26 protein-coding genes and 4 tRNA genes are annotated in these 25,629 nt (G+C 40.8%); 17 read left to right on the top strand and 13 right to left on the bottom strand.

Annotated features, from left to right (window positions below):
- Nucleotides 1-60 precede the first annotated feature (60 nt).
- Both A4S05_RS23070 and A4S05_RS23065 read right to left on the bottom strand, forming a co-directional pair.
- Nucleotides 61-513 (bottom strand): GNAT family N-acetyltransferase, encoded by a 453-nt coding sequence (locus tag A4S05_RS23070; protein ID WP_218107972.1) that lies wholly within the window; start codon nt 511-513, stop codon nt 61-63.
- 138 nt (nt 514-651) lie between these two features.
- Nucleotides 652-2,067: an isochorismate synthase gene (locus A4S05_RS23065; protein ID WP_069072125.1), complete on the bottom strand. Its 1,416-nt coding sequence runs from the start codon at nt 2,065-2,067 to the stop codon at nt 652-654.
- Nucleotides 2,068-2,377: 310 nt separating this feature from the next.
- Between A4S05_RS23065 and menA the strand changes: the two genes are divergently transcribed.
- Genes menA through A4S05_RS23050 form a run of 3 tightly spaced genes read left to right on the top strand, consistent with a single transcriptional unit; the run spans nt 2,378 to nt 5,689 of the window.
- Complete coding sequence (menA, locus tag A4S05_RS23060) at nt 2,378-3,274, top strand: 2-carboxy-1,4-naphthoquinone phytyltransferase (protein ID WP_069072124.1); 897 nt, start codon at nt 2,378-2,380, stop codon at nt 3,272-3,274.
- 46 nt (nt 3,275-3,320) lie between these two features.
- Nucleotides 3,321-4,310, top strand: a complete 990-nt coding sequence (locus A4S05_RS23055; protein WP_069072123.1) for an o-succinylbenzoate synthase — start codon at nt 3,321-3,323, stop codon at nt 4,308-4,310.
- Nucleotides 4,295-5,689, top strand: a complete 1,395-nt coding sequence (locus tag A4S05_RS23050; RefSeq protein WP_069072122.1) for a 2-succinylbenzoate--CoA ligase — start codon at nt 4,295-4,297, stop codon at nt 5,687-5,689. The genes A4S05_RS23055 and A4S05_RS23050 overlap by 16 nt, the downstream gene beginning before the upstream one ends.
- Here the strand turns inward: A4S05_RS23050 and A4S05_RS23045 are convergent.
- The 3 genes from A4S05_RS23045 to A4S05_RS23035 form a co-directional block, all read right to left on the bottom strand.
- Nucleotides 5,682-6,128 (bottom strand): acyl-CoA thioesterase, encoded by a 447-nt coding sequence (locus tag A4S05_RS23045; protein WP_069072121.1) that lies wholly within the window; start codon nt 6,126-6,128, stop codon nt 5,682-5,684. The two genes, A4S05_RS23050 and A4S05_RS23045, sit on opposite strands and share 8 nt — an antisense overlap.
- A gap of 237 nt (nt 6,129-6,365) precedes the next feature.
- A complete protein-coding gene (locus tag A4S05_RS23040; protein WP_069072120.1) occupies nt 6,366-6,824 on the bottom strand; it encodes a type II toxin-antitoxin system VapC family toxin in 459 nt (152 codons plus the stop codon).
- Nucleotides 6,821-7,087 (bottom strand): FitA-like ribbon-helix-helix domain-containing protein, encoded by a 267-nt coding sequence (locus A4S05_RS23035; RefSeq protein ID WP_069072119.1) that lies wholly within the window; start codon nt 7,085-7,087, stop codon nt 6,821-6,823. Before A4S05_RS23035 ends, A4S05_RS23040 begins: the two co-directional genes overlap by 4 nt.
- Nucleotides 7,088-7,387: 300 nt before the next feature.
- Here A4S05_RS23035 and A4S05_RS23030 point away from each other — a divergent pair, with 300 nt between their 5' ends.
- Nucleotides 7,388-8,527: a ParA family protein gene (locus A4S05_RS23030; RefSeq protein ID WP_069072118.1), complete on the top strand. Its 1,140-nt coding sequence runs from the start codon at nt 7,388-7,390 to the stop codon at nt 8,525-8,527.
- Between the two features lie 49 nt (nt 8,528-8,576).
- Here A4S05_RS23030 and A4S05_RS23025 read toward each other — a convergent pair whose 3' ends face one another.
- The 3 genes from A4S05_RS23025 to A4S05_RS23015 form a co-directional block, all read right to left on the bottom strand.
- Entirely contained in the window at nt 8,577-8,765 is a 189-nt protein-coding gene (locus tag A4S05_RS23025) for a hypothetical protein (protein ID WP_069072117.1), read from the bottom strand.
- An 89-nt stretch (nt 8,766-8,854) separates the two neighbouring features.
- A tRNA-Ser gene (locus tag A4S05_RS23020) sits at nt 8,855-8,939 on the bottom strand.
- 131 nt (nt 8,940-9,070) lie between these two features.
- The gene (locus A4S05_RS23015; protein WP_069072116.1) at nt 9,071-9,991 is read right to left on the bottom strand and encodes a TIGR04168 family protein; all 921 of its coding nucleotides are present in this window, start codon (nt 9,989-9,991) and stop codon (nt 9,071-9,073) included.
- On the opposite strand from A4S05_RS23015, the gene A4S05_RS42690 reads away from it, so the two are divergent.
- From A4S05_RS42690 to A4S05_RS23000, 4 genes are all read left to right on the top strand, one after another.
- Nucleotides 9,971-10,126, top strand: coding sequence for a hypothetical protein (locus tag A4S05_RS42690; RefSeq protein ID WP_181927937.1), 156 nt, complete (start codon nt 9,971-9,973; stop codon nt 10,124-10,126). The genes A4S05_RS23015 and A4S05_RS42690 overlap by 21 nt on opposite strands.
- A 14-nt stretch (nt 10,127-10,140) precedes the next feature.
- Entirely contained in the window at nt 10,141-11,115 is a 975-nt protein-coding gene (gene nadA / locus A4S05_RS23010; protein ID WP_069072115.1) for a quinolinate synthase NadA, read from the top strand.
- Nucleotides 11,116-11,238: 123 nt separating this feature from the next.
- A tRNA-Tyr gene (locus A4S05_RS23005) sits at nt 11,239-11,324 on the top strand.
- Between the two features lie 81 nt (nt 11,325-11,405).
- Nucleotides 11,406-11,477 (top strand) — tRNA-Thr (locus A4S05_RS23000).
- A gap of 378 nt (nt 11,478-11,855) precedes the next feature.
- On the opposite strand, the gene A4S05_RS22995 is transcribed toward A4S05_RS23000, so the two are convergent.
- Both A4S05_RS22995 and A4S05_RS22990 read right to left on the bottom strand, forming a co-directional pair.
- The gene (locus A4S05_RS22995) at nt 11,856-12,578 is read right to left on the bottom strand and encodes a group I intron-associated PD-(D/E)XK endonuclease (protein WP_176727074.1); all 723 of its coding nucleotides are present in this window, start codon (nt 12,576-12,578) and stop codon (nt 11,856-11,858) included.
- 68 nt (nt 12,579-12,646) lie between these two features.
- A tRNA-Arg gene (locus A4S05_RS22990) sits at nt 12,647-12,719 on the bottom strand.
- A 357-nt stretch (nt 12,720-13,076) separates the two neighbouring features.
- On the opposite strand from A4S05_RS22990, the gene A4S05_RS22985 reads away from it, so the two are divergent.
- The 3 genes from A4S05_RS22985 to A4S05_RS41895 all read left to right on the top strand — a co-directional run bounded on the left by A4S05_RS22985 (nt 13,077) and on the right by A4S05_RS41895 (nt 15,749).
- On the top strand, nt 13,077-13,736 hold the full coding sequence (locus tag A4S05_RS22985) for an Npun_F0813 family protein (RefSeq protein WP_069072114.1): 660 nt from the start codon (nt 13,077-13,079) through the stop codon (nt 13,734-13,736).
- A gap of 141 nt (nt 13,737-13,877) precedes the next feature.
- The gene (locus A4S05_RS22980) at nt 13,878-14,729 is read left to right on the top strand and encodes a hypothetical protein (RefSeq protein WP_069072113.1); all 852 of its coding nucleotides are present in this window, start codon (nt 13,878-13,880) and stop codon (nt 14,727-14,729) included.
- A gap of 21 nt (nt 14,730-14,750) precedes the next feature.
- Nucleotides 14,751-15,749, top strand: a complete 999-nt coding sequence (locus A4S05_RS41895; protein ID WP_069072112.1) for a helix-turn-helix domain-containing protein — start codon at nt 14,751-14,753, stop codon at nt 15,747-15,749.
- Between the two features lie 87 nt (nt 15,750-15,836).
- Here A4S05_RS41895 and A4S05_RS22970 read toward each other — a convergent pair whose 3' ends face one another.
- Nucleotides 15,837-16,778, bottom strand: a complete 942-nt coding sequence (locus A4S05_RS22970; RefSeq protein WP_069072111.1) for an ADP-ribosylglycohydrolase family protein — start codon at nt 16,776-16,778, stop codon at nt 15,837-15,839.
- A 394-nt stretch (nt 16,779-17,172) separates the two neighbouring features.
- Between A4S05_RS22970 and A4S05_RS22965 the strand changes: the two genes are divergently transcribed.
- The 4 genes from A4S05_RS22965 (at nt 17,173) to A4S05_RS22950 (ending at nt 21,824) form a co-directional block, all read left to right on the top strand.
- Nucleotides 17,173-17,712 (top strand): porin family protein, encoded by a 540-nt coding sequence (locus tag A4S05_RS22965; protein ID WP_069072110.1) that lies wholly within the window; start codon nt 17,173-17,175, stop codon nt 17,710-17,712.
- Between the two features lie 240 nt (nt 17,713-17,952).
- Nucleotides 17,953-19,869 (top strand): sulfite reductase, ferredoxin dependent, encoded by a 1,917-nt coding sequence (gene sir, locus A4S05_RS22960; RefSeq protein ID WP_069072109.1) that lies wholly within the window; start codon nt 17,953-17,955, stop codon nt 19,867-19,869.
- Nucleotides 19,870-19,957: 88 nt separating this feature from the next.
- A complete protein-coding gene (locus A4S05_RS22955; RefSeq protein WP_069072108.1) occupies nt 19,958-20,686 on the top strand; it encodes a 16S rRNA (uracil(1498)-N(3))-methyltransferase in 729 nt (242 codons plus the stop codon).
- Nucleotides 20,687-20,750: 64 nt separating this feature from the next.
- A complete protein-coding gene (locus tag A4S05_RS22950; RefSeq protein WP_069072107.1) occupies nt 20,751-21,824 on the top strand; it encodes a tetratricopeptide repeat protein in 1,074 nt (357 codons plus the stop codon).
- Nucleotides 21,825-21,972: 148 nt separating this feature from the next.
- On the opposite strand, the gene A4S05_RS22945 is transcribed toward A4S05_RS22950, so the two are convergent.
- The gene (locus A4S05_RS22945; protein ID WP_069072106.1) at nt 21,973-22,497 is read right to left on the bottom strand and encodes a hypothetical protein; all 525 of its coding nucleotides are present in this window, start codon (nt 22,495-22,497) and stop codon (nt 21,973-21,975) included.
- A 505-nt stretch (nt 22,498-23,002) separates the two neighbouring features.
- Here A4S05_RS22945 and A4S05_RS22940 point away from each other — a divergent pair.
- The gene (locus A4S05_RS22940) at nt 23,003-23,638 is read left to right on the top strand and encodes an esterase/lipase family protein (protein ID WP_069072105.1); all 636 of its coding nucleotides are present in this window, start codon (nt 23,003-23,005) and stop codon (nt 23,636-23,638) included.
- A gap of 62 nt (nt 23,639-23,700) precedes the next feature.
- Here A4S05_RS22940 and A4S05_RS22935 read toward each other — a convergent pair whose 3' ends face one another.
- Entirely contained in the window at nt 23,701-24,132 is a 432-nt protein-coding gene (locus A4S05_RS22935) for a VOC family protein (RefSeq protein WP_069072104.1), read from the bottom strand.
- A 514-nt stretch (nt 24,133-24,646) separates the two neighbouring features.
- On the opposite strand from A4S05_RS22935, the gene A4S05_RS22930 reads away from it, so the two are divergent.
- Nucleotides 24,647-25,444 (top strand): TIGR00297 family protein, encoded by a 798-nt coding sequence (locus A4S05_RS22930; RefSeq protein WP_069072103.1) that lies wholly within the window; start codon nt 24,647-24,649, stop codon nt 25,442-25,444.
- Nucleotides 25,445-25,629: the final 185 nt, after the last annotated feature.

Here is a 25,629-nt window from a genome sequence, read left to right as displayed (position 1 = left end):
ATCATCAAAAGTATATGCTCTAGTAACGCTAGAAATACACCGGATAAATCGGTGTATTTTTTATGTTAATAGTTTATCTAAGTTGTCAAAAGTTTTAATTGGGCCATGCCATCGATGATCGTTTAAAAAAACCTCGTTAAAAGCTCCATTAGTGTATTGACTAATTACCTTACCCCAAAAAGCTTGTGCGCCTAAGTTCAAAGCAGTTTGCCGTACCTCCCAACTGCCAGGAAACTGATCAAAAATGTGAGTAGCTACCTGTTTACCAATACCCTGACTTCGATACTTCTTGAGGATAAAGAACTCAGCAATAGACATCGCATTGTTATCTTGATAAAGGTAAGTTTGCTGATTAACAAGTACAAACCCTGCCAGTTTCTCATTAACTTTAACCAGAAATGGGTGTCGCTCTGGTTCTGTCCAATAGTAATCAAGATATCGATAGCCAAACAAGCCGCAGATATCTACATCTTTAGCTTCTATATCACTTAAGTCATATTGGTATAGTTCCATTATAATTACACAGCACTGACTTCTGTTGTTGAGTAGCTTTTACTACTTCTATTTTCATAAAGTATCTACGATACTGGAACTAAAAAATATCCTCTCATACAGAGAAATCTTTGGATATTTTTTTATTTGGAACTCTCTTTAAACTAATGCTTTCAATAACGCCTGAAGCTTAAGCTGCACCTCTGCAAACTCTTTGTCAGGATCGGAGCCAGCGACGATACCAGCACCAGCATACAATCTCGCGCGATCGCCATCAATTAATGCTGAACGAATTCCCACAATAAACTCGCAGTTTCCCTGAGAATCTATCCAACCTAGAGGCGCAGCATATAAACCCCTTTCAAAGCTTTCATAACGACGAATTTCGGCACAAGCTACATCTTGCGCTGCACCTGCAACAGCTGGCGTCGGATGCAATTGTCCGACAATCTTTAATGGGTGTATGTCAGCGGGAACCATAGCACTGATTGGTGTCCATAAATGCTGGATATTCGATAATTGTCGCAGTCGTGGTGCTAATATTTGCGGTAATAAACCTAACTGGCATAGTCGTTGTGTAATGAAATCAAGCACTAGGGAATGTTCATGCTTTTCTTTTTCACTATTTAGTAAGCGATTGGCATTAGCTGCATCTTCAGCAGGGGTTTTACCTCGTGGCGCAGAACCAGCTAAAGCATCAGTGATTAACTGTTTATTATTAATACTAATTAATCTTTCTGGACTTGCACCAATAAAATTTTGTCCTTTGCCATTACTTGTAGAGAAGATATAACAATTAGGATGATTTTGTCTAAGATTATTTAATGATTTAACTAAGTTAAAGTGGTTACTTGATTTTACATCTAATATATCTGCTAGGACAATTTTACTTAAATGAGTTGACTGAATTTTTTCCAAAACAGATACTACTGAACGTTTAAATTGAGCAGAGTTGGTGACAGATTTTTTATATAAGTTTGTAGGAAAATAATCAATATTAGCAGAGTGATTTTCTAAAGTTTGGATAAATTCAATTTTATTTTGGATTTTCTCCAACCATCTTTCAATATTTACATTTGGATTGATAATTATATTTGTTACTAATATGCAACGCTGATTTTTTACAGCTACTTGCCAACGTGGAAGAAAAATGGTAGCAGATGGAAATGGATAATCTACTTGGGCATTTTTATCGAAAAAACTGAAATAACAAAAAAAGTGAGGCCCAGAAAAAGGTTGGTTTGCGTTACCAAAATTAATTATATTTTTTAGACAAGATTTGATAAAATATTCTGCTTGATTAAAACGGTCTGAGCCATCAATCTGTAATTTTGCTACAGCATCAATTGCTGCGATCGCTTCTCCTTTACCTCTGTCCTCAAAGTAAAAATTTATTTCATTTGCTTGTGTAAGTTTATCTAATACAAGTAAAGGATCAACTAAATCAATTTCTTGGGAGACACTGACAATTTGTCTGCAATTATTTTTGACGCACTTTTCTTGCACCGCTACCAGAAATTGATATAAATCTTTGTGCTTTACAAACAAGTTACTACGACATGGTGAAACTGTCATGGATCTAACGATAGTAAATTTTTTTTAAGTTAACTTCCTAAAGTGTAATTAATCGTGGTCGTATTTTTACAGGTAACATATTAAGTTGCTATTTCACCAGGGTAGGGTTTGGCTTATTTGTGGTGTTCCCAGACCATGATAAGACAGTTTTGGACTGAGACTGCAACGTAAGTGTGAGTGTTAACAACACAAGGTTAACAAGCCATCATAAAAGTGACAGTTATTTGTATATCGCCCATATCTAGCGTCTCTTTAAATCATAAAATCTAAAGTGTGAGTAATATTCCGGCAATTTAATTAATCACGACTGATGACTACCAAGCAAATTTTATATCCCAACACTAAGTTATGGATGGCAGCGATTAAACCGCCAATGTATAGCGTTGCCATTATGCCCATTTGGGTAGGAACAGCAGTAGCTTATGCCGAAACTAAAATTTTCAATGCTGTAGTATTTTCTACTTTTGTAGCTGCGGCAATCTTAATTCTTGCCTGGGAAAATATCAGTAATGATGTGTTTGATTCTGAAACAGGTATTGATCAAAATAAGCACCATTCTCTGGTGAACTTAACAGGCAATAAGCCATTAATATTTTGGATAGGAAATTTGTGTTTAGGTTTGGGGTTGCTGGGCATACTAGCGATCGCATTTTGGCAACAAGACCTAACTGTGATCGGCATCATCCTACTATGCTGTGGTTTGGGCTATATGTACCAAGGGCCTCCTTTTCGCTTAGGATATCAGGGTTTAGGCGAGATTCTTTGCTTTTTTGCCTTTGGCCCCTTAGCAGTGGAGGCAGCATACTACAGCCAAACCCAAACTTGGTCAATGACAAGTTTAGCAGCCTCAGTAATTGTTGGGATTGCCACAACCTTAATTTTATTTTGCTCACACTTTCACCAAGTTAAGGATGACATAGCCGCAGGTAAGCGATCGCCTATCGTCCGTCTCGGAACCCAAAAAGGGGCCCAAGTCCTAGTTTGGTTTACTGCTAGCATTTATCCCCTCACCTTGCTGTTTGTGCTATTGGGGATTTCTCCAGCTTGGACGTTGCTAAGTTGGGTGAGTTTACCCTTCGCTGTCAAATTATGCCGCCACGTCCAAGAAAATCACAACCAGCCGGACAAAGTTAGTAACTGTAAATTCATCGCCGTAGCCGTGCATTTCTGGGCTTGCTCGTTGTTCGGCTTGGGATTTATTCTTTAGTTGGGCATGGGGCATTGGGCATTGGGCATTTAAACAAAGGGAAATAATGACTAATGACTACAGATTTGAATTTCGTCCATATCAACGAAGATTTTTGCGATCGCTTACCACTAATCATGGTAAGTGGGATATTCGTGAAGGTATTATCCTCCGTCTCACCGATGAATCAGGTAGAGTTGGCTGGGGAGAAATCGCCCCCATTAGCTGGTTTGGTTCCGAAACCTTAGAACAAGCCTTAGATTTTTGTCGCCAACTTCCAGGAGAAATCACAGACGAGATAATTTTTTCCATCCCAGATGAGTTACCAGCTTGTCAATTTGGCTTTGAGTCAGCGTGTGGGAGTGAATTCTTTTCAATGCCCAATGCCCCATGCCCAATGCCCCATGCCCAATCTTTCAGTGGCTTATTACCATCTGGGGAAGCAGCTTTAAATCAATGGGAAACTTTGTGGCAGCAGGGATATCGCACATTTAAGTGGAAAATTGGAGTGTATGCGATCGCTGATGAACTAGAAATTTTTGAGTCATTGATACATACCTTACCAGCCTCTACCAAACTGCGATTAGATGCCAACGGTGGACTCACCTATGAAGAAGCTAACTTATGGCTGCGGACTTGCGACAATCTCAAAGCAAATGCAGAACTACCCATAGAAATTGAATTTATCGAACAACCGTTACCCGTTGAGCAATTTCAGCAGATGTTGGAATTGAGTATGAGTTATGAGACTGCGATCGCTTTAGATGAATCTGTCGCCACGCTTAAACAACTCGCTGTTTGTTATCAACAAGGTTGGCGAGGGATTTTTGTCATCAAGCCTGGGATAGTCGGATCGCCATCTCGTCTGAGAAAGTTTTGCCACCAGCATCAAATTGATACTGTATTCTCATCAGTATTTGAAACTGCGATCGCTAGACTTGCAGCACTCCAACTAGTAAGAGAATTATCCCAAAATAACCGGGCAGTTGGTTTTGGCATCGACCATTTTTTTGAACAAGAAGAAACGTGGCTTCAAAGTTTATGGAACGACCTTTAGACTGTCTTAATAACCTAGCTCAAAATGATTGGCTTATGGGTTATAGCAGCCATCAATTTAATCAAATAGCTCAAGAATTATATTTAGAACTAACACAATTATCAGCGTGCGGAACACCACCAAAAATCATCTTAGCTGAACGTGAACCATTACGATTTTTAGCCAGTTTTATTGCCGCTTGTGCAGCGAATTGTCCAGTTTTTCTTTGTAACCATGATTGGGGAAAACAAGAATGGCAACAAGTCTTTGATTTAGTACAGCCAGATATTATTTTGGGAATGGGGAATAGGGAATGGGGAATAGGGAATGGAAATAATTACCAATGCCCAATTCCCAATGCCCTATGCCCACTGATTATGATTCCTACAGGTGGTTCATCAGGACAAATTAAATTTGCCATTCACACTTGGGAAACTCTCATCTCATCGGTACAAGGATTTACAGAATACTTTGAACTAAAACAAGTCAATTCGTTTTGCGTATTGCCCTTATATCACGTTAGTGGTTTAATGCAATTTATGCGCTCATTCACTACCGCAGGTAAACTATCTATTCAACCATTTAAAGCTGTAGAATCAGGTCAAATATTAAATATTAAACAATCAGAATTTTTCATATCTTTAGTGCCAACACAGTTACAACGCCTCCTGCAAAATCCAGAATTAACTGAATGGCTATCCCAATTTAATGCTGTACTTTTGGGAGGTGCGCCAGCATGGAACGAACTACTAGAAAAAGCCAGATTTCACCGTATCCGGTTAGCACCTACTTATGGCATGACAGAAACCGCCTCTCAAATTGCTACCCTCAAACCAAATGATTTTCTGAGAGGTAAAATTAGCAGTGGTCAAATTCTTCCCCATGCAAAAGTAACTATTCGCAATCAGCAAGGCGAAATTTTAAATTCCAATCAAATAGGAAATATCACCATTCATGCTCAATCTTTAGCCCTTGGTTACTATCCTAAAATTAGAGAAAGTCAAAGTGATTTCCAAGTAGATGATTTAGGGTTTTTAGACGAACAAGGACATTTAAATATAGTCGGACGTAACAGCGACAAAATTATTACAGGTGGAGAAAATATTTATCCAGCAGAGATTGAATCAGCTATACAATCAACTCAAATGGTTGCCGATATTTGTGTCATCGGCATTCCAGATAAACACTGGGGGCAAGCCTTAACAGCGATTTACATCCCCAAAAAATCAGATACCTCTGCCTTAAAAATCCAAACTCTACTCAAAGACAAACTCAGCAAATTTAAAATCCCTAAATATTGGATTCCCCAGCAAAACTTACCCCGTAACTCTCAAGGTAAAATTAACCGCCAACAGCTACAGAAAATTGCCACAGAATTCCTCCATAATTCCATCACATAATCTCTCTCGACTTTCTTCTCTCTACGCCTTCAGCATCTCTGCGGTTCGTTTCCAACCATTGGATTATCTCTTCAGATAATTCCTGCTTACTTCTACTACTCACATCAATACAAACATGACGAGTAATAGCCTTAGCAACTACCACCTCACTCACTGTAATCTCGTAAGTAATTTCAAACTTATCAACACCTATTTTTTGGGGAATTAAGCTAATCAGCAACTTGTCCCCAACAAACATAGGGCGCAAAAAATCAACACTAGCATGAACAATCGGAAACCCCACAGACGGATTAGTAAAAAAATCTTTGAGATTAATACTTGATGCTTCTAAAGATTCTTCATAAGCTTCATGGCAAATACCCAAAACGTTAGCAAAATAAACTACCCCAGCAGCATCAGTATCTTGAAAACGAACCGTGCGGTTATAAGTAAAAGACATTTTTGACAATTGAATATTAAAAAACAGCAGGTTTATTCCCTGCTTTACAAACTAATTTTATTGCAACTAAGATAAGTCAGTGATAAAAATTTAATTTCCCCAATTCTGAGTTCCTATCGATTTGTTTAGCCTCATTCAATGCTTTGGGGTTGAATATATGGTGAGGAAAGCGTAGGCATAGCCCGTCGAAGACATCGCTTCTACATAGACTCTAATAGCCCGTCGAAGACATCGCTTCTACATAGACTCTAACGGCGGAACCTCGAAGTCATTAAACGAGGAAACATTGTAAGACGAACCAGCTAAAGCCTTTACCAGCTTGCCGTCTAGAGTCTGCAAAGCAGCACCTACCTGCTGTGAAAGTGCGACATAAGAACCATCGTAGGCGGAGATTCCATAATTTAATGCGATCGCAACTGCATCCGCCATCAAGTCAGCTGTGGAGACAACATACAAAGGGAAAGCTTTGAGACTAGCTAAATTCCCCTGAATCAGAGAAACATCGTAACTACCTGCACGGGCATACTTCCACAAAACATTTGCACACTCAATATAAAATAAGTCAGGTACAAAGATTTCTGTCTGAGGATAGGCAAGGTGAGCAAACAGTTGATTAACCTTGGCTGTTAGCGGATCAGGAATAAATTGCTTAACGGACACACTGGCATCCACGACGCACCTAAGAGGAATTGTCATCTGTCCCGATCTTCTCTAATCATGGCAGTGCTATCAGGCCATTCGATATCAGTTGGTAGCTTTTCACGGCGAAGACGGATTTCCTCTAAAAGTTTTGGGACATTCTTTCGTCTTTCGTCTTCCGTTTGCTGTGCTTCAGTTTTTAAAGCTTGTTCTAACAGAGTTATAACTTGGGCGTTAATGGAACGGTGTTCAGATGCCGCTAACTCTTGCAGTTTTGCATACAAATCATCGGGTAAATTTCTTACATAAAGGGTAGCCATCGCTTTACCTCAAAGTAGAATTTACCAAAATGATAGCACAATGCAAGCAGAAGGGGGGTGTGATCGCACAGTGAGTTTCTAATCAGCCGAAGTTAGAAACTGGATTTATTCGATATTTTGCTTACTTAGTATCAATCATTGCTATTGAATGGCAAACATTACACTAACATGAGCTATTTTTCGTAGTATAATAAATAACATTAATTTTTAAATAAAATTAGTTTTTAATGAAACACTAAAACAAAATTAGAACAATTAATTCAGTAATTCGAGATTTAAGTTTCCAAATAAAGGAGAATTATGGACACCAAAATTATTTCAATTTTTAATAACAAAGGTGGAGTTGGTAAAACAACTACTATTTTTAATTTGAGTGCATCACTAGCAACAGCAGGCAAAAGAGTCCTCGTTATAGATTTTGACCCCCAATGTAATTTGTCTTTAATAACAATTGGTTATCAAGAGTTGGCTAAGTATCTTGAACAATCAACAGAATATCCCTTAGCTAGAACAATTAGAGCTTACGCACAATCATATGTCCAAAATCAAATCCCCAAGGTTTACATTTATCAGCCTAAATATACTAATTTGCTTAGTAGTCTAAGAAAAGGAAAAAGTAATGATTATGAAATATTTATGAAAGATAGCTTTTTTGAAAAGCAAAATAGGATTAAAAGTCAAGTAATAGATGTGGTATTGGGTGACTTTTGGCTAAATCGCCATGCTGATTCACTTGATGTAGGTAATGATTTAACACTAGGTATAGGGTTGAGAAAATTCTTAATTCCTTCTCTTTTAGTCAACACTCTTAAAGAAGAAGGCAAAGAATATGATTATGTATTAATTGATTTACCGCCTGCATTTAATACACTTGTTCGTTCTGCTTTATACTGTTCAGACTATTTTTTAGTCCCCTGCACGGCTGATTTATTTTCTGCTTATTGTATTACTTTAATTGGCGCTATGTTGCCAAAGTTTATTAATGAATGGGAATTAGGAGAACGTAGTTATAAAGAGTCCAATAGTTTTGATAATTTTATTCCATCCAAGGGTAAGCCAAAATGGGGTGGTTGGATTTACAATGGGTTTGATAGTATTAGATTTCCCTCCCTTCGTGAACGTAAAGAAACTGTGATTGATGAAGTACATTTAAAAAATGTCCAAGAAGAAGTAGAAAAGCAACTAATTCCTCAATTGCAGGCTAAGATTCCTTATCAATGTGTACCTGATTTTGTCAATTCAGAGCCAATAGCAAAAATTGAGGATCTAAATAATGGAGCTAGCCATATTCAACACTTAAATCTTCCGCTGAAATATTTGGCTATGACAAAAAAGCCAAATAAAACTTCACGTAAATGGTCAGACTCTCAGCAAGATTTAATGGATAGAATGGATAAAGAGTATGACTCTTTAGCACAATATATAATTAATAAATTTTAAAGTTAAATCGCTGAAAAATTTTATACTGCTGTTGCTGTCTAGTAAACGTTCACTCTGGTAATCCAAATTTTTTCCGTACTTCTTGTGCAGAAATAACATTACTAGCTTTGCTATCCGCTAGTCCAGCTTCAGCAGTTTGCCGAACATAAATTTGGTACATCAAATCATCCCACGTAGAATTTTCTGGCAACTTGTCAATCAATTTGCGAGCTTCTTCTTTAATATTTAGATTTTTCATCAGTAGTTAACCAAAAACTGTTTGTGCATCAATTTGGATATATTGTAGATGCAAAACAGGTGTACTACTTGATAACAACATTCATTCAACGGAGAGGGGGAGATTCGAACTCCCGGAGGTTTTAGCCTCATCCGATTTCAAGTCGGACGCAATCGACCACTCTGCCACCTCTCCAGTAAATCTGTCAAACTTGTGCTGATCCTAGTTTCAGACGCTATTCAGGCGCTTTTGTTGGTTAGCACTAAACTTGACAGATCATACTATACCCTATTATCTACGCAGATTGCACTACTGGATGCGAATGTCTACGACACAATCCGCGATCGCTCGTACAAAATTTCCCCCTTAGCCACTTGAAAGTCATTCCCTACCCAAACTAGGGAAACTTGCGAAACCACACCTGCCTCTAGGGTGACAATGGAAAAATTACGCAACTTCTCGCTGTCATTTTCCACAATCCTGGGGACACTAGCCGCATTCAAGTAAATTGTCCCCTCTGGACTTCTAAAGATGGGTTTGCGCTGCACCTTCTTGGTATGGCGTAAATCTCGGTGCATGTGACCAAATGTCACCAGAGGAATGGTTTTACCAGCAGTCAAGGCATGAGAAATCGCCTCGCCAAAGTCTGGATCGCCAAAGTCGCCGCCAATTGGGTGCCAGTCTTTGCCGCAAGGGTCTTCGGGGCGATCGCCTAACCCACTCGGCCCATTGTGACCCAAAAATATAATCGTCTCGTAAGCGGCGCTTTTGATCGCTTTCACAATGCGATCGGCGGATTCTTCCAAACTCGTCACACCGTAACGTTCTTGACAGATTTCCGCGAATTTCCACTCTGGGCCACCCCAGGTAAAAGGACGACCCCCCACTACAGTTAAATTCCAAGCGGGAAAATCTAGCTTACCGTAACCGACATGGGACGGGCCTAATAAATCGAGTTGTTCCTGTACCCAGTCTTCCTTAGAGCGGTCATAAGGAGCCTTTTTGCGTCCCCATTCGGTGGCGGTGTACCAGGCATCGTGGTTGCCCATTACGGCTGCTTTGGGAATATCGAGAGATGCGATCGCTCTGACCACTTCCACCGACTCGTTGCCAAAATCCCCAACAAACAGCGCTAAGTCAACACCCAGATGCTTGAGTGCAATACCATCTTCCACTTCCCATTGGTCGTGAACATCTCCAATTACAGCAATTTTGAGGGTTATCGATTGAGTTTTCTGACTGGTCATGCCACTTTCCTTGCCGTCTATCTCCAGGATATGAAACTCAGCCGGATTTGGACACAACCCCAAAATATCAACCGTCCACTATTTTTGGTAAAAACTACTATAATTGATTCCACAGGACATAAATTTGCAATTTAAAGCACCCCCTAACTGTGTTTACTACTGCACTAGCTCAACGAGAAAAAACCCAACCGGGTGAACTACCACTAGATTTGTTTGCCGCGATTCAGAGTCTCAAAAAAGAACTCAACGCAGTTATCCTGGCGCATTATTATCAAGAGCCAGATATTCAGGATATTGCAGACTTTATTGGGGATTCATTACAACTAGCAAGAGCCGCCGAAAAAACCAATGCGGATGTGATCGTCTTTGCTGGTGTCCATTTCATGGCAGAAACAGCAAAGATACTCAATCCCGATAAATTAGTACTTTTACCAGATTTGAATGCTGGTTGTTCTTTAGCCGACAGTTGTCCACCAGAGGAGTTTGCAGCTTTTAAAGCAGCGCATCCAGATCATCTGGTGGTGTCTTACATCAACTGCTCTGCTGATATCAAGGCGATGAGTGATATTATTTGCACCAGTTCCAATGCTGTGAAGATTGTGCAGCAGATACCGAAAGAACAGCCGATTATTTTTGCCCCAGATCGGAATTTGGGGCGGTATGTCATGGAACAGACTGGACGAGATTTGGTGCTATGGCAAGGTAGCTGTGTTGTCCATGAAACCTTCTCGGAAAAGAAAATTGTCCAGTTAAAAATTGCCCATCCCGAAGCAGAGGCGATCGCACACCCAGAATGTGAAAGTAGTGTATTGCGCCACGCCAGCTTTATTGGCTCCACAGCCGCTTTACTCAAATATTGTCAAAGTAGCCCTACTAAAGAATTTATCGTTGCTACGGAGCCGGGAATCATTCACCAAATGCAAAAACTAGCTCCTGAAAAGCACTTCATTCCTGCACCACCGATAAATAACTGTGCTTGTAACGAATGTCCGTTTATGCGGTTAAACACCCTAGAAAAGCTCTACTGGGCAATGAAAAATCGTACTCCCGAAATTACCATGTCAGAGGATATTCGCCTTGCTGCACTGCGACCAATGCAACGAATGCTGGAAATGAGCGTGTAACCAGTATTTTTATCCAGATGGTAGAGACGCAGTTTTGTTGCGATCTCTACCCAAAAGTTATTTTTTCTAATCACTTGCAATTTATAAAACATGGTGCTAAGATTTTAAATCGTGAGACAAATCGGGTCGGTGTCCGAGTGGTTAATGGAGACGGACTGTAAATCCGTTGGCTTGCGCCTACGCTGGTTCAAATCCAGCCCGGCCCACCACTTACGAAGTTATAAGTTATAATGACTGGGAAAGCATCAAAACTCCCAGCATTTTAACTTCTAGCTGAAAAATCAAATTTCGCCCGTGTGGCTCAGTGGTAGAGCACACCCTTGGTAAGGGTGAGGTCACGAGTTCAATCCTCGTCACGGGCTTTTTCCAGAGATACTTAGCAGTCCTAAAACATCCTAGATTATCCTAAATGTGTCTTAGAGGATGTTTGAAAAGTCATGATTGATGTATAAAATTTTTTTACCCCACCCTAGCCCTCCCCTTTATAAGGGGAGGGAACTGGATTTTATTGTTTCCCCCCTTTATAAGGGGGGACTAAGGGGGGTAATAATTCGATTAAAATCACAACATACTACTTTTCAAACAACCTCTAAAGGAACAGTAAGTGTTGAACATATCTGAGCAAATTGCAAAAGGTGTTCTTACTGCTGTAGTTGCAAAATGGTGTGATAATTCAGTGGATGTTATAGAAAAAATATCTTGATGCTAAACTTTTAGACCAACTTAAACCGCTTTAGTATTCAGAAATTCACATCCTTACTCAGGCTAAGGTCAGGACTTGTTTCCTCCTCGTTATGGGCTGTTAACTGTTCTTCCACTTTTACATAAGCTTTCTTCACCCAATACCCTCTGGGTGGCTTTTCTACCCCATAAGCTTTACACCACTTTTCTACAGCCTTATCAGACACGCCAAAATCTCTCCCAATTTGTGCAGTTGGCTTTTCCAAAACTAGTTTTCCTAGTTCTTCTTTCGATGGTCTTTCAACTTTTCTGGTATGAATCCTAGAGTCTGGGTTAACCTTTCTGGTTGTTAAATCAACGCCAAACTCCTTGTAGGTTCGCTTAGATGCTGCTTCAGTAAATTCTGTAAAATCCTCCCACCAGTAAAACGGTGTAGCTGAATTAGGTATCTGGGTAGTTATGTAGCAACCATCAAAGTTAATTGATGGATAAACAACTTTATCTATATCAGGCAGATAAACAGCATAAAATTCAAAGTCATTTACTTTGTACTTCTTTTGATGAGTCCCATTTTTATCTACCCAAATAGTTTTATTGACTACCCTATTGTCTGCTGCGTATTTAGCTTGTATTTTGTAAAATTTATCGTCTTTGTAGACAACAAAATCAAAAGGTAAATGTTCACAAACAAGTGGCGTGAGAATCAAGTATCCTTTAAGCGTTAGATCGGCGATCGCTTTGGTTGCAGCAATATCGCCCTTGTTCTTAGTATGATGCAGCAAAACGAACCCTCAAATGTAGAAATGATCATATCACTTGACGGTGCTTGAGGGTTCATATTAAGTTAAAACGAGCGCGGCAGGGTTCGAACCTGCGACCGATTGCTTAGAAGGCAATTGCTCTATCCACTGAGCTACGCGCCCAAAACAAAATAATGGCTCCCGAAAGAGTCACCTACATTATTATATCGTCTTCACCTACCAAGAAGCAATCAAAAATTGCAGATTTACCACTAGCAAGGCTAAGATGCTAGTCGCTAGTTAGTTCATCTACACCCAAAACGAAACAGATGGGGTATTGGTTTAGATATATTGTGTTGTCAAGGGGTTATTTGCCCGTTAGCGCCAACGCCCTCTGGGCGGCTACCTTCGGGAAGGATTTGGCGATCGCTAGGCTCATTTCCAAAGTATGCTAGGTAATTTCAGCCTTGGCGATACTGCCAAATGCCATTATATATTCCATATTAAGAGTGCCCCTGTGAGGAGTTATTTGCTAGTGCCATGTTTATTCTCAAACGGCAGGATGTTGAAATATCAAGCATTCAGCACCCAAAAAAGGATCAGCAGGTGCCGATTCTCAGTTATCAAGGGCAGACTTTTCGCTTGATTAGTGTTTTCAAAGCTAGTCAAGAGGAAGAAGCTAGAGCCTTATGGAGAGAATTAACGGATAACCGAGGTAAAGCCTGTGTTTTACTGGAGGAACCGGAACGTTTTAGCGTTTGGGGCAAAATCCGTTTAGAGCAGCTGGATAGTGATACAGGGGGTCATGGCAAAACGGCGATTTTAATCCAAGCCGGTATTTTGCTGTTGCAGGGTGTTTCTATCGACATTGAAGAGTTTTTAGGTGCTAGGCAAGCTGCATTATTTGAGAAAGATATTGCAGAAGTATTACAACAGAAACAATTTCCTCAAGCATCTTCCCTAGAGGCAGTGAAATATTTAGTATCTACTAATCCTTTGCCGGCAGCCAAAATACCTGATTGGCAAGAAAATCATGTAGTTATCTTGTTACAAGAACTGCATCGATTAGGAAAGGCCTATTTTGGCAATGCCAATTTTACCAAACAAGTGATTTATAAGCTAGAAGATATGCCAGAAGCCGAGCGATCGCTGTTTATCAATTGGCTAAATCAATCGCCTCTGGGTAAACTATGGCAGTAGCATGGAAATTTTTTAACAAAATTCCTGCCGCTGGCACTTGCTTTTGGTGTCAGGTTGTGTATTACCTAATAGACACACTGCTAGATATACAGTCATTTAACTCAAAATACTGCCAGAGTGCATCTACATAAGTCAAGTCCTATGAATAACTCTTACGAGAATTCGTTCCTTTCTAAATCAATTTTTACCACTCAGAACATTGTCTTAGCTAATATTGGCTGGGCCGTACTGGCGCTGCTATACTTTTTATTGTTTAGTGCCAAAGTTCCCGGAGCGGATGGCATAGAAAGCCGAGCCGAGTGGTATGTGATTGGCACAAATATTTTTGAAGCTTTAGCTTATTTGGGTGCCAGTATCTTATGCTTGAGGAACTGGCTAAGTCCGCAAATCGTCAGTGGACGGAATGTTTGGCTCTTAATTGGGTTAGGTATGCTTTCCTATTTCGTTGGGGGGATATTTTTCGGCTATACCGAAATAATTTTGAAAGATGAACCGGATGTGTCTTTAGGCGATATATTTTTTGTACTTAGTTATCTATTACTTGGCGCAGGAATGATTTTAGCTGTGGCTTCCAGGCGAATCAATCTAGAAAAATGGCAGTGGCTAATTGTGTTAGCAATTGCAATGTTCGGTAGTTTGTTGGCATGGTGGATTTCTATGCAACAAGAAACACCCTCAGAACTGCTAGTCGCTATTTTGAATTGGTTTTACGTAGTTAGCGATGTGGTTTTGTTAATTATTGCTACCACTCTGTTGCTAGCCTTTTGGGGGGGAAGAGTTTCTCAGTCTTGGCGAATGATTGCGGCGGCGGCTTTTTCGCTCTACATTGCAGATATGTGGTTTAAATACGCCCAAGACCCCAATTATCAAAGTGGGGAAATATTAGAAGTGTTTTGGGTGTTTAGTGGAGTGTTATTTGGACTGGGCGCTGTCTTAGAATATGACGCATCACTAAGACGAACGCGGCGTACCAGTGGACGTAAACGAGCTTAGTAAAGATTTTTGGTATCTACCGTGAGAAAATTAACAGACTCTGACAAGCAAGAAATTCTTAAGTTATATCGAGAGACTGCCGAAACAACCTCAACTTTGGCAGACCGCTATGGTGTGAGTAATTCGACAATTAGTCGCCTGCTCAAAAGCACGTTGCCAGAAGATGAGTATGAATACTTAGTCTCTTTGAAACGAGCTGCGAGAACTCCTGAGGGAAGGGCACAGGTAAGCTATGAGCAGTTACCACTGCTAAGTCAACCAGAGCCAGAGATAGAAGTTCCACCTATAGAGAGCCACCCTGTGGAAGTACCAAAGGTTGAGCCACTACCACGTAAGATAATTCGTGTAGAGCAGGAACTTTACTCAGAGGAAACGGCGGAGTCAATTGCCGCTAGTAGACGGGTACGGCGACGCCCTTCGGCGGCGGAAAAACCCAAGCTCCGAGTCACAGAGAAATTAGAAACTCCAGAGCCAAAGCTGCCGGAAATAGTCAGCATCCCCATCCCACCCCTCAAGAATGAACATCCAGGAGCAGCCGTCATCGCGCACATGCTGGGCGATGATTTGCTAGATGAATCAGAGGATTTAGATGATTTAGATGATGATGATTTAGAAGATGACGACTTTGAGGAAGAAGACTTTGATGACGATGACCTGGATGAGGACAGACCTTTAGTCACAAAAAGAAGACCAGGTGAAGCATCAGTTCAAGTTTTACCTCTGTCGATAGCCAATTTGCCGAAAACTTGTTATTTGGTAATTGACCGTTCCTCAGAATTAATTACCCGACCTCTGAAGGACTTTGGTGATTTGGGGCAAATTCCCAGCCTGGAAACCCAGCAAAGAACTTTACCAGTGTTTGATAACCATCGCGTCGCCAAGCGTTTTTCTACGAAGCGCGATCGCGTGATTAAAGTTCCCGATAGTAAAATGCTCCATAAGGCTCGTACTCATTTGGAAGCTAAGGGCATTACGCGATTGTTGATTGATGGTCAGGTCTATTCTTTGTCTATGGTTTAAGATTGGGCGATTCCATTTTGGATTTTGGATTTTGGATTAAATTTCAATCTAAAATCCAAAATCTAAAATCTAAAATTCTTACTCCTTTCAACTGTAGACAGCCCTTGCAAAACGCTCTGCTAAGTAGATAATGTCTTGTCTACGAGCAATTTGATTCATCCATTGTTTGGGAATATTTTCCACCCCATAATAAATTCCCGCTAACCCACCGGTGACGGCGGCGGTTGTATCAGTATCTCCGCCTAAATTGACAGCTTTCAACACCGCTTCCGAATAAGACGAGCTATTTAATAAACACCACAGGGACGATTCCAAAGTATCAATCACATAGCCCCCAGAATTAATCTCTTCAACTGGTAATTTGGCAATCTCACCACTGAAAACTCTGCCAAAATGCGGCTTCTCTAACAAAAATTCTCGGATGGAATATATCGTTTGGATATCTTGCAATCCTTGTAAATAAGCTGTTTGCGGGTCAGCCCCTTCTAAGAGTGCCACTGCAATACTAATATAAATGCCACAGGCCATTTGCGATCGCGCGTGAGCATGAGTAATCGCCGAAACATCATGCACCCGCGCCAGCAATTCGCCTAAGGTGAAGCTTCTGTGACAATAAGCCATTGGCAAGATTCTCATTAAAGAACCATTGCCATTACTATTTTCAACTTTACCGCCCGCCTGATGGGGAACCACTCCCTGCTTTAGGCGCATAATTGCTGTGTGGGTAGTTTGACCAATATCAAAGACATCGCCACGAGGAGTCCAGTAAGCCTCCTTGTACCAGCGCCAGAAGGAATTGGCTATGGCATCCAACGAATACCCCCTACAAAGGCATTCCGCCAAGCAAAAGCTTAAGGAACTATCATCTGACCAAGTTCCTGGTGGTTGATTCCATGTGCCATAACCAAGCATTGTTGTCACTGGAGATTTTACTCGTTCAGCACGGCTAGTAAACTCCACCGGCACACCCAACGCATCACCGACACATAAACCCATCAGACCAGACAACGTTTTTGCAGCGGTTAGCATTATTCAATCTCCACAAGAATTGCTCAAAATTAACTTTATAGATTCCCTCTATAGCTTGTTGCAACAGATGCTACAGCCTACTTTTTCATCATCTGTGAAAAGCTCGGCAAAAAAATGTTAACCGGATATTTTATTTGCCATGTCCCAACTTAGTTTTAGTTCCAAATATTGTGACAGTTTTAAAAGCGTCTATTTTGGACTAAATAACCAAGATGAAAAGACATTTAAATTTAATTATAACAACTCATTTATAAATTCCAGTATTAGTTACCCTGTAAGCCTTATGCATCAATAACAACAGTTATTTAAGAAAATTTGAGAATCATTTGGAACATTCTCGCATGATTTTCGACCTTGAATATATAAGTAAAAAATACAAAGTTTGGTGAAAATTATGAAACGCTTACTCAAGTCTTTCTTGACAATTTCTGCATTGTCTTCCTTAATAGTTGCTCCTTTTGTTCTATCAGCTGGTCAAGCTTCTGCTCAAACCAAAAAGGGTACTGATGCTAGTTATGTTGGTGCTGGTGTTGCAGCTGGCGTTACCAGTGGCGGACAAGGTATCAACGATGATGCCACATTTGGTGGTAATGTCACAGGTCGCTTGAAATTAGGAACTACCCCGTTTTCTGCACGCGGTAATGTCCTCTGGAGTGACCAGACGAGTGCCATTATTCCAGAACTTTCTGTGGATGTACCCATCGCTAATAGAACTAACGCCTATTTAACTGGTGGTTATTCTTTTGTAGAAAAAGATGGTTCAGCAACTCCTATAGGTAACAAAGATTCTGTAGTGGTAGGTGCTGGTGTTGAATCGGAAGTTGCTAACAATTTCCTCGTCTACACTAATGCCAAAGTCGGAATTGGTGCTTACCAAAATAGCGATGCTTCTGCTGTTAGCATTAATGGTGGTATTGGCTATCGCTTCAAATAAAAGATTATTGAGTCCTCAGTCAGTTTATACTTTACTTAGTACTCAGGACTCAGCACTAAAAAATCACTACTCCTCAAAAGCTGGTTTTGCTAAGTATTACATCACTGACAAAGCCAGCTTTTGCCGTGGTAAAATTAAAACATTCCTCATTATTCCGGCCGGATTACCGGGGATCAAGTAGCCGAAGGGTGCTGATTCGGCGTCTACTTAATGCTTTATTGAGAATACTATACAAGTCTAATGGTTAAATCTGCTCCTTCCCCCATCGCTAGCCGTAAACCTTCCAAAGTAGAAGGAATCAAGGAAAATAGTAATTTTTTGCGTGAACCTGTAGCAAGTGAAATTCTTCAAGACACTACCCATTTTACTGAAAATGCGGTACAGCTTTTGAAGTTTCACGGTTCTTACCAGCAGGATAACCGCGACAACCGCACCAAGGGACAGGAAAAAGATTACCAGTTTATGCTGCGGACAAAAAATCCGGGTGGTTTAGTACCGCCAGAGCTATATCTGGCTTTAGATAAAATAGCTGATGAGTATGGCAACCATACGTTACGAGCCACTACCCGTCAAGGTTTCCAACTGCACGGAATTTTAAAGAAGAATCTAAAGTCAGCAATTGCCACCATTGTCAATAATCTGGGTTCAACTTTAGGTGCTTGCGGCGACATTAATCGCAACGTGATGGCACCACCAGCCCCCTTTAAGAATCGCCCAGAGTATCAGTATGCTTGGGAGTATGCCCAAAATATTGCTGACTTGCTGTCACCACAAACGGGTGCTTATTACGAAATTTGGTTAGATGGGGAAAAGGCAATTAGTGCTGAAGAGAACCCAGAGGTAAAAGCAGCGCGACAACGCAATGGGAATGGCACAATTATCCATGACAACGAAGAACCGATTTATGGCACTCACTATATGCCCCGCAAGTTTAAAATTTGCGTAACAGTGCCAGGAGATAATTCGGTTGATTTGTATTCCCAAGACCTGACGTTGGTAGTGATTACCAATAAAAAGAAACAGTTAGAAGGATTTAATATTTTTGCTGGTGGTGGTTTAGGTAGAACCCACGGTAAAGAAGAAACTTTCGCTAGGTTAGCAGACCCCATCGGTTATGTGGCGAAGGATGACGTTTACGACATCGTGAAAGCGATTGTTGCTACCCAAAGAGATTATGGCGATCGCACTGACCGTCGTCATGCCAGACTAAAATATCTAATCAACGATTGGGGTGTAGAAAAATTCCGTACCCAAGTTGAAGAATATTTTGGTAAATCAATTGAAGCCTTCAAACCACTGCCAGAGTTTAAATTTTACGACTTCCTCGGCTGGAATGAACAAGGTGATGGCAAGCTATTCTTAGGAATTTCCATTGACAATGGTCGAGTCAAGGATGAAGGTTCGTTTCAACTGAAAACCGCCTTGCGGGAAATTGTCGAACAGTTCAACTTACCCATCCGCCTCACATCCAACCACAACCTGATTTTTTACGATATTGAACCAGATAGCAAGCAAGCTATTCAAGACATTCTCAGCCGTCACGGTGTCGGAGACGAACCCAATAAAATCGAACCTTTAGTGCGGTATGCAATGGCTTGTCCGGCTTTACCCACTTGCGGCTTGGCAATCACGGAATCAGAACGAGCAATACCAGGTATTTTGGAGCGGATTCGCGCTCTGTTAGATAAATTAGGTTTACAAAAAGAGCATTTTGTGGTAAGGATGACAGGATGCCCCAATGGGTGCGCTCGTCCCTACTTGGCTGAATTGGCCTTTGTCGGTAGCGCTCCAGAATCTTACCAATTATGGTTAGGGGGTTCGCCAAATCAGACTCGACTGGCACAACCTTACATAGAAAAACTGCACCATAATGACTTAGAAAGCTTCTTAGAGCCGATTTTTGTTTACTTTAAGAAATCTCGGAAATCTAAGGAAAGCTTCGGTGATTTTTGCGATCGCGTTGGTTTTGATGCCATCCGCGAATTTGCTGCTAGCTATGAACCCCAAACAGCTAATGGTGCAAACAAATCGCGCCACCGAGTAAATTTGAAAGAAGAGGTTTATGGCAAATTGAAAGAAGTAGCAGAAAGCCAAGGTAAGCCGATGACTCAGTTAGTGACTGAAGCGCTAGAAGCTTACTTCCAGAATCTTTCGTAAGCCGAATAAGTAATTAAAGGATAAATGGACACAGATGGACTTATCTGTGTCCATCTTTGACTTGATATTCTTGAAATTCCAAAATCCCATGTCTCAACTGCAAAGAATTGCGATCGCACCTTCCCAACTCCAACAAGGGCAAATTTTGCTCACAAAAGAACAGCAACATTATTTGGAGCGTGTGTTGCGCTTGCGTGAAGGCGATCGCTTTATTGCAATGGATGGTAAAGGAAAATCGTGGTTAGCGCAGCTAGCAGGGGAACAAGCACAGGTTTTAGAACCACTTTTAGTAGAAACTGAATTACCTGTATCGATTACGCTGATGGTGGCGTTGCCCAAAGGTAATGGATTTGATGAAGTGGTGAGGTGTTGTACAGAGTTGGGAGTAACTTGTATTGCACCAGTATTGAGCGATCGCACTTTACTTCATCCTAGTCCTCAAAAGCTTGAACGCTGGCGGCGCATCGCTGCGGAAGCCGCCGAGCAATCAGAGCGTTCTTTTGTGCCGACAATTTTAGAGCCTGTTACTTTTAACACGAGTTTGTCATTTGCAAATAGCCAGCAATATATCTGTGTAGCGCGTGGCGAGTTTCCCCACTTAAAAGATTGCTTACAGCACAAAGGACAAATGACAAATGACATAGGACAAGAAACAATTGTCATTGCTACTGGGCCAGAGGGAGGATGGACAACACCAGAAATTGAGAATGCGATCGCATCTGGATTTCAACCTGTTTCCCTTGGTCGCCGCATTTTGAGAGCAGTTACGGCCCCAGTAGTAGCATTATCCTTGATTACCGCAGCTTGTGAAGTATAAATGATGTATAGCTCACGCAAAAATAATTTTGCATGAGACATCACTCCACTGTTTATTTAAAGTGATGATTGAGCAAGTTGCGATCGCCTTTGAGCATAAAGATTATCAAACAGCTGCTAAATTACTCAAACAGCTGCTAGTAGAATCGCCAGAACATCCTTGGGTACAATATTATCTCGGCCGGCTGCATGAAGTATCTGGAAAGCGCCAGGATGCGGACAATGTTTATCGGCAACTGCTGCGAGATACAAGAAATACCAAAATAATAACCCTTGCACGCGAAGGTTTGCGACGACTACAAGAAATGGAGCTTGAAGAAAGACAAAGAGCCATTTCTCAAGCAAAATCTGAACCGAATAATACCGAACTTGGCGTATTAGTTTTAGAGCCTCTCAGTAACGAGATTAAAACAGAAGCATCTCTAAAATTTGCCCAGATTATGCAGCTAGACCCCTACACTGCACGGTTGATACTGCCAAGTCGTGGCTGGAGGTTGTACCGCACTGGCCAAGTAGGAGAGCTAAAATTTTACGGCAAACAGCTACAGCAAGCTGGTATTCCTTGCTTTTGGGCAACAATAGCTCAAATTAAGCAAATTCAAGTTTATCAAGTCAAATATTTTCAAGCATCTACCCCACAGGCTACAGTTGTTTGCCGTAACGAGGCAAATCAACTCGGTTCTCTCACTTTTGACTGGTCAGAAATCACAGCAAGAGTAGTGGGACTGTTGCCCATTTTCGAGGAAGTGGTAGATCGAGATGTGCGCGGTAAACTGGAACGGAAAACTCAAACACAAGACTATGCCCAGTTTTGTGATTTACACATACCAGGTAGACATTGTATTCTCCGATTTGATGATAGCGGCTATGAATTTCAGGAAGGTTTAGAAATCATTCCTCAAGCTAGCCAAAATACAATCAGAATTAATTGGAATATTTTATCGAGTTGGATTGACCAGCAACTACCTAAAGTCAAAATTTGGTCAGATTTCACGTCCTTTGCGGATACAACATTAGATCAAACAGAAATGCTGAGTCATATCAAGTCTCACATTCATTTGTTGCGTAGAGAACAGACTAATTGGGACTCAGCTTTTCAGCTATATAGTGGACTGGTGTTACTTAAAAATACTAATTAGTTGTGCAAATAAACCAACCCTAAAAAATGCAGTTGTAGTGGAGAAAATTAAGCGATCGCTCCTAAATTGGAGAGTTCCCCATTTACAACTGACAAAGTTATCTTAACCTTATAATCTATAGAAACCGTAAATTTACGGTCTCTATCAATTATTTAGGTGTTTTAACCTGACGTGCCATCTCTAAATAAGCACTCATATTCGCCCCTGGACGCCGACGACCATTAGAGCTTGTAGTCGAAGGAGCAAGATATTTTGGCGCAAAGGTTGTTTCAGTTGGCTGCTCTTGGATTACTTTGGCTGCTGCGGCTTTTGCATTTTTGCCAGGTTCAACTTTAAGACCCTCAGCAGTTTGGACTAGTTGAACATCAGCTGGTTTGGGATTTTTAGCTGATTTTGCCTTACCCTTACTTGCAGCGGTTTTTGTTCCGTTCAATGAATCTGACTTGGATGGAGTTGGTGCTTCTGAGGCAATTGTTGCCGTTACTTTCTTAGCGTTTGATGCAACTGTCTCTGCTACTTTTTTCGCGTTCGATGCTACCTCTTTAGCAGCATCTTTGGCAGCATCTTTGGCTTCGTCCAATTCTAAGAAGTAGCCGTTGCTTTTCTTCTTCCCTGGTAAAAGTCCGGTAATGAAACCCAGAATACCCGAAATTAACTTTTTGATAAAATCCACTACAATTACTCCTGCCTGTTATAGTTGGAACTCGACCGTAATTGTTAAAAATTACGACAAAATGTTACATTTTCTACTTTGCGTCACCGCGTTTTGGTGACAACCCTTATAGGTTTGTGCTTAATTAACATTGTAGTAAAACTACAGGACAAATGTTCTCTTACAAGCATTTGCAACCTGCATACACCGAGAACTAATTATTAAATTTTACTGTAACTAAGAGCAAGATTCTGAAAGCAAGCTTTACAAAAATTAACATTTATTTGTTTAGTAAATACTTATGCAATTGAAACAAACAGTTTACTCTCAACCAGTGGGAGGAGTGTCATAGCCTATTGGCAAATGGTGAGCTTAATTAGTTAAATTTTATACAAATTGTTTTTGAGTGCATTTCAGTTTTGCAAAAATATCTTTTAAAGAATCCGAAAAGCAATAGCTTCAGTTTGTAGAGCAGTATGTACCTACAAAAGTGAAATACACCCCTTACTTCAACCAGATTTTGTAAATGAACACCGAAAATCAGCAGCGCAATCCCGTTTTGTTAATACACGGCATTGACGATACGAGGGCAGTTTTCCAGAAAATGGCGGTTCACTTAGTATTACAAGGTTGGTCTGTACATTCTCTGAATCTGGTTCCTAATAATGGTGATGTGGGTCTTGATGAATTGGCAAAACAAGTAGGAGATTATGTTACAGCCACCTTTGCACCAGAACAACGCCTAGATTTAGTAGGCTTCAGTATGGGAGGAATTGTCAGTCGCTACTATGTTCAGCGATTGGGAGGAATTAACCGCGTGCAGCGGTTTATCACCATCTCTTCGCCCCATCATGGAACTGTCGTTGCTTATGGTTCCAGGCGTCCTGGTTGCGTACAAATGCGACCTGACAGCATTTTTCTCAAGGATTTAAATTCTGATGCTGTAATATTGGGGCAGCTAGATTTTACATCTATCTGGACACCTTATGATTTGATGATTGTCCCAGCAAATAGTTCGCAAATGTCCGTAGGAAGTGAAGTAATAGTACCAGTTGCTCTACATCCTTGGATGCTAACAGACACGAGAAGTTTAGCAGTAGTGCAAGCAGCTTTAACAGAAGGTATTAAGCTGCCCTTGCTAAAGAAAAAATCCAGTCAGTAGCTAGAATAATCGCCACGCTGGATTTATTCATCTTTAATTACGAATTACGAATTACGAATTACTTAAGTCTTATCCCCAATTTGTGTATGTTCGTAACTCCCAAAAATCGCCTCTGGGTGACGATAATACTTGAACTCCATGAGGTTATAAAAGGGATCTTCTAAAAAGAAAGTGCGATGCTCAAGAGGAGAACCAACAAAGCGATTTTTGGTTTCTTCCCGAAAAAGTAGCTGTTGTTGTTGCGCCCTTTCGAGTAAGTCTTGCCAGTCACGTTCTTGGGTAAAAATTAGCCCAAAGTGTCTGGGATATATGGTATGTTGCGGTATCAAGGGTTCTTTGGTGACGTGAGCCACTAGTTGATGACCGTAGAGATTGAGAATCAAGGCATGGTGGTTTTCACGACCAGGAATGCAGCCCAAGCCATCTACATAATATGCTTTTGTCTGGGCAATGTTAGTTACAGGAAAAGCCAGATGGAATAAAGTTTGGCTCATAGCTTGTGTGGAAAAGATTTGTAGTTGATGCTATCTACAATCTATGCTGTTAAATCTTGATTGTGGTCAACTTGAACACAGTTATAATTCAATACAGTTCAGAATGAGCAACAAAACACTTGTAGAGACGGCGATTCATCGCGTCTTCAAAGAAAAATTATCTACACCAGTAATCTTAACTGAACCGTATTGGATTTAGGGGATCTAAAATTTTTGATACCGACAAGAGGACTTTTCAAACATCCTCTAAGCAATTTATAGGACTCATATTTGATTTCTGAAAAAACTCAGTACAACTAAGAAGCCTTCTTGACTGTAGCAAGATTGCCTATTGCCTATTGCCTATTGCCTATTGCCTACCTACGCAAATTAGTTCAGACATCAAAGCGGATTCCTATAGTTAATAATACAAATATATTACTTTAGCTGGAGAGGTTTCAGAAATTAAGCACGAAGTATGACAAATTCGTTATTCTGTTGATATTCAGACAAAATTACTCATGATTAATTGCTGATGTCATCCTTAATTGATTCTGTTAATCCCTGGTTAGTAGCAGTTGTATTAAACACAATTTTATTGGGTGTAGCTTGGATTGCTCCGAAAAAGTTACTTACCCCTGCTGGATTATTCCATGCCTGGTTCCTGGCTATCTTAATTTGGGTAACTCTAGGCTGGCAAGGATATGCAGTAGTAATGTTCTATTTTCTGGTTGGTTCTGGCGTTACCCGCATTGGTATGGCGCAGAAGGAGGCAGAAGGAATTGCCGAAAAGCGTTCTGGGGCAAGAGGCCCAGAAAATGTTTGGGGTTCGGCTTTGACTGGGGCGCTGTGTGCCTTGGGAGTAGGAATAATAAATTCGGGATTCCTTGTACCTACTTCGCAGTCCCTAATCCCTAATCCCCAGTCCTTATTATTATTAGGCTATGTAGCGAGTTTCAGTACCAAGCTGGCTGACACCACCGCCAGCGAAGTTGGTAAAGCTTATGGTAAAAGTACCTTTTTGATTACCACACTCCAACCAGTGCCACGAGGTACAGAAGGAGCGATAAGCTTGGAAGGAACTCTAGCTGGGATTGTCGCTTCTGTAGCGATCGCATTTATTGGTTGGGGAGTTGGTTTAATTGATCTATTAGGAGTCGTTTGGTGTGTACTGGCAGCATTTATTGCCACTAACTTAGAAAGTGTAATCGGGGCAACACTGCAATCTAAGTATAATTGGCTGACTAATGAAGTAGTAAATATTTTTAATACATTAATCGGTGCGATCGCGGCTATGCTACTTGCTTGGACATGGATAAGTTTCATTAAGTAGACCAGCAAGAATAAACAATTACTCGTTTAGGTAGTGGGGCATTGGAGGAAACGAGTCATAGAAGTTAGATTCCCAACTTAGCACTGGCTCAACGCCCTGCTATCCATGTACAGCACTCACCACTCCTGAATACTCTGTCCTACTGTTGACATTTTCAATCCTGTTTTGTCCCCGCTAGACTGTAA

The sequence above is a fragment of the Nostoc sp. KVJ20 genome, assembly GCF_001712795.1.
Lineage (GTDB): Bacteria > Cyanobacteriota > Cyanobacteriia > Cyanobacteriales > Nostocaceae > Nostoc.
The sequence above is the reverse complement of the archived record's forward strand: the minus strand, read 5'-3'. Positions and strand labels throughout refer to the sequence as shown.

Excerpts from the sequence above, each read along its gene's own strand:
- A4S05_RS22965 (WP_069072110.1), top strand. The coding sequence starts at position 17,173 with ATGAAACGCTTACTCAAGTCTTTCTTGACAATTTCTGCATTGTCTTCC.
- A4S05_RS22980 (WP_069072113.1), top strand. The coding sequence starts at position 13,878 with ATGAATAACTCTTACGAGAATTCGTTCCTTTCTAAATCAATTTTTACC.
- A4S05_RS23015 (WP_069072116.1), bottom strand. The coding sequence starts at position 9,991 with ATGACCAGTCAGAAAACTCAATCGATAACCCTCAAAATTGCTGTAATT.
- A4S05_RS22935 (WP_069072104.1), bottom strand. The coding sequence starts at position 24,132 with ATGAGCCAAACTTTATTCCATCTGGCTTTTCCTGTAACTAACATTGCC.
- A4S05_RS23065 (WP_069072125.1), bottom strand. The coding sequence starts at position 2,067 with ATGACAGTTTCACCATGTCGTAGTAACTTGTTTGTAAAGCACAAAGAT.
- A4S05_RS23050 (WP_069072122.1), top strand. The coding sequence starts at position 4,295 with ATGGAACGACCTTTAGACTGTCTTAATAACCTAGCTCAAAATGATTGG.
- A4S05_RS23030 (WP_069072118.1), top strand. The coding sequence starts at position 7,388 with ATGGACACCAAAATTATTTCAATTTTTAATAACAAAGGTGGAGTTGGT.
- A4S05_RS22940 (WP_069072105.1), top strand. The coding sequence starts at position 23,003 with ATGAACACCGAAAATCAGCAGCGCAATCCCGTTTTGTTAATACACGGC.
- A4S05_RS22985 (WP_069072114.1), top strand. The coding sequence starts at position 13,077 with ATGTTTATTCTCAAACGGCAGGATGTTGAAATATCAAGCATTCAGCAC.
- menA (WP_069072124.1), top strand. The coding sequence starts at position 2,378 with ATGACTACCAAGCAAATTTTATATCCCAACACTAAGTTATGGATGGCA.
- A4S05_RS23040 (WP_069072120.1), bottom strand. The coding sequence starts at position 6,824 with ATGACAATTCCTCTTAGGTGCGTCGTGGATGCCAGTGTGTCCGTTAAG.
- A4S05_RS22955 (WP_069072108.1), top strand. The coding sequence starts at position 19,958 with ATGTCTCAACTGCAAAGAATTGCGATCGCACCTTCCCAACTCCAACAA.
- A4S05_RS22950 (WP_069072107.1), top strand. The coding sequence starts at position 20,751 with ATGATTGAGCAAGTTGCGATCGCCTTTGAGCATAAAGATTATCAAACA.
- A4S05_RS23070 (WP_218107972.1), bottom strand. The coding sequence starts at position 513 with ATGGAACTATACCAATATGACTTAAGTGATATAGAAGCTAAAGATGTA.
- A4S05_RS22970 (WP_069072111.1), bottom strand. The coding sequence starts at position 16,778 with ATGCTAACCGCTGCAAAAACGTTGTCTGGTCTGATGGGTTTATGTGTC.
- A4S05_RS23035 (WP_069072119.1), bottom strand. The coding sequence starts at position 7,087 with ATGGCTACCCTTTATGTAAGAAATTTACCCGATGATTTGTATGCAAAA.
- A4S05_RS23025 (WP_069072117.1), bottom strand. The coding sequence starts at position 8,765 with ATGAAAAATCTAAATATTAAAGAAGAAGCTCGCAAATTGATTGACAAG.
- A4S05_RS23045 (WP_069072121.1), bottom strand. The coding sequence starts at position 6,128 with ATGTCTTTTACTTATAACCGCACGGTTCGTTTTCAAGATACTGATGCT.
- A4S05_RS23055 (WP_069072123.1), top strand. The coding sequence starts at position 3,321 with ATGACTAATGACTACAGATTTGAATTTCGTCCATATCAACGAAGATTT.
- A4S05_RS22930 (WP_069072103.1), top strand. The coding sequence starts at position 24,647 with ATGTCATCCTTAATTGATTCTGTTAATCCCTGGTTAGTAGCAGTTGTA.
- sir (WP_069072109.1), top strand. The coding sequence starts at position 17,953 with ATGGTTAAATCTGCTCCTTCCCCCATCGCTAGCCGTAAACCTTCCAAA.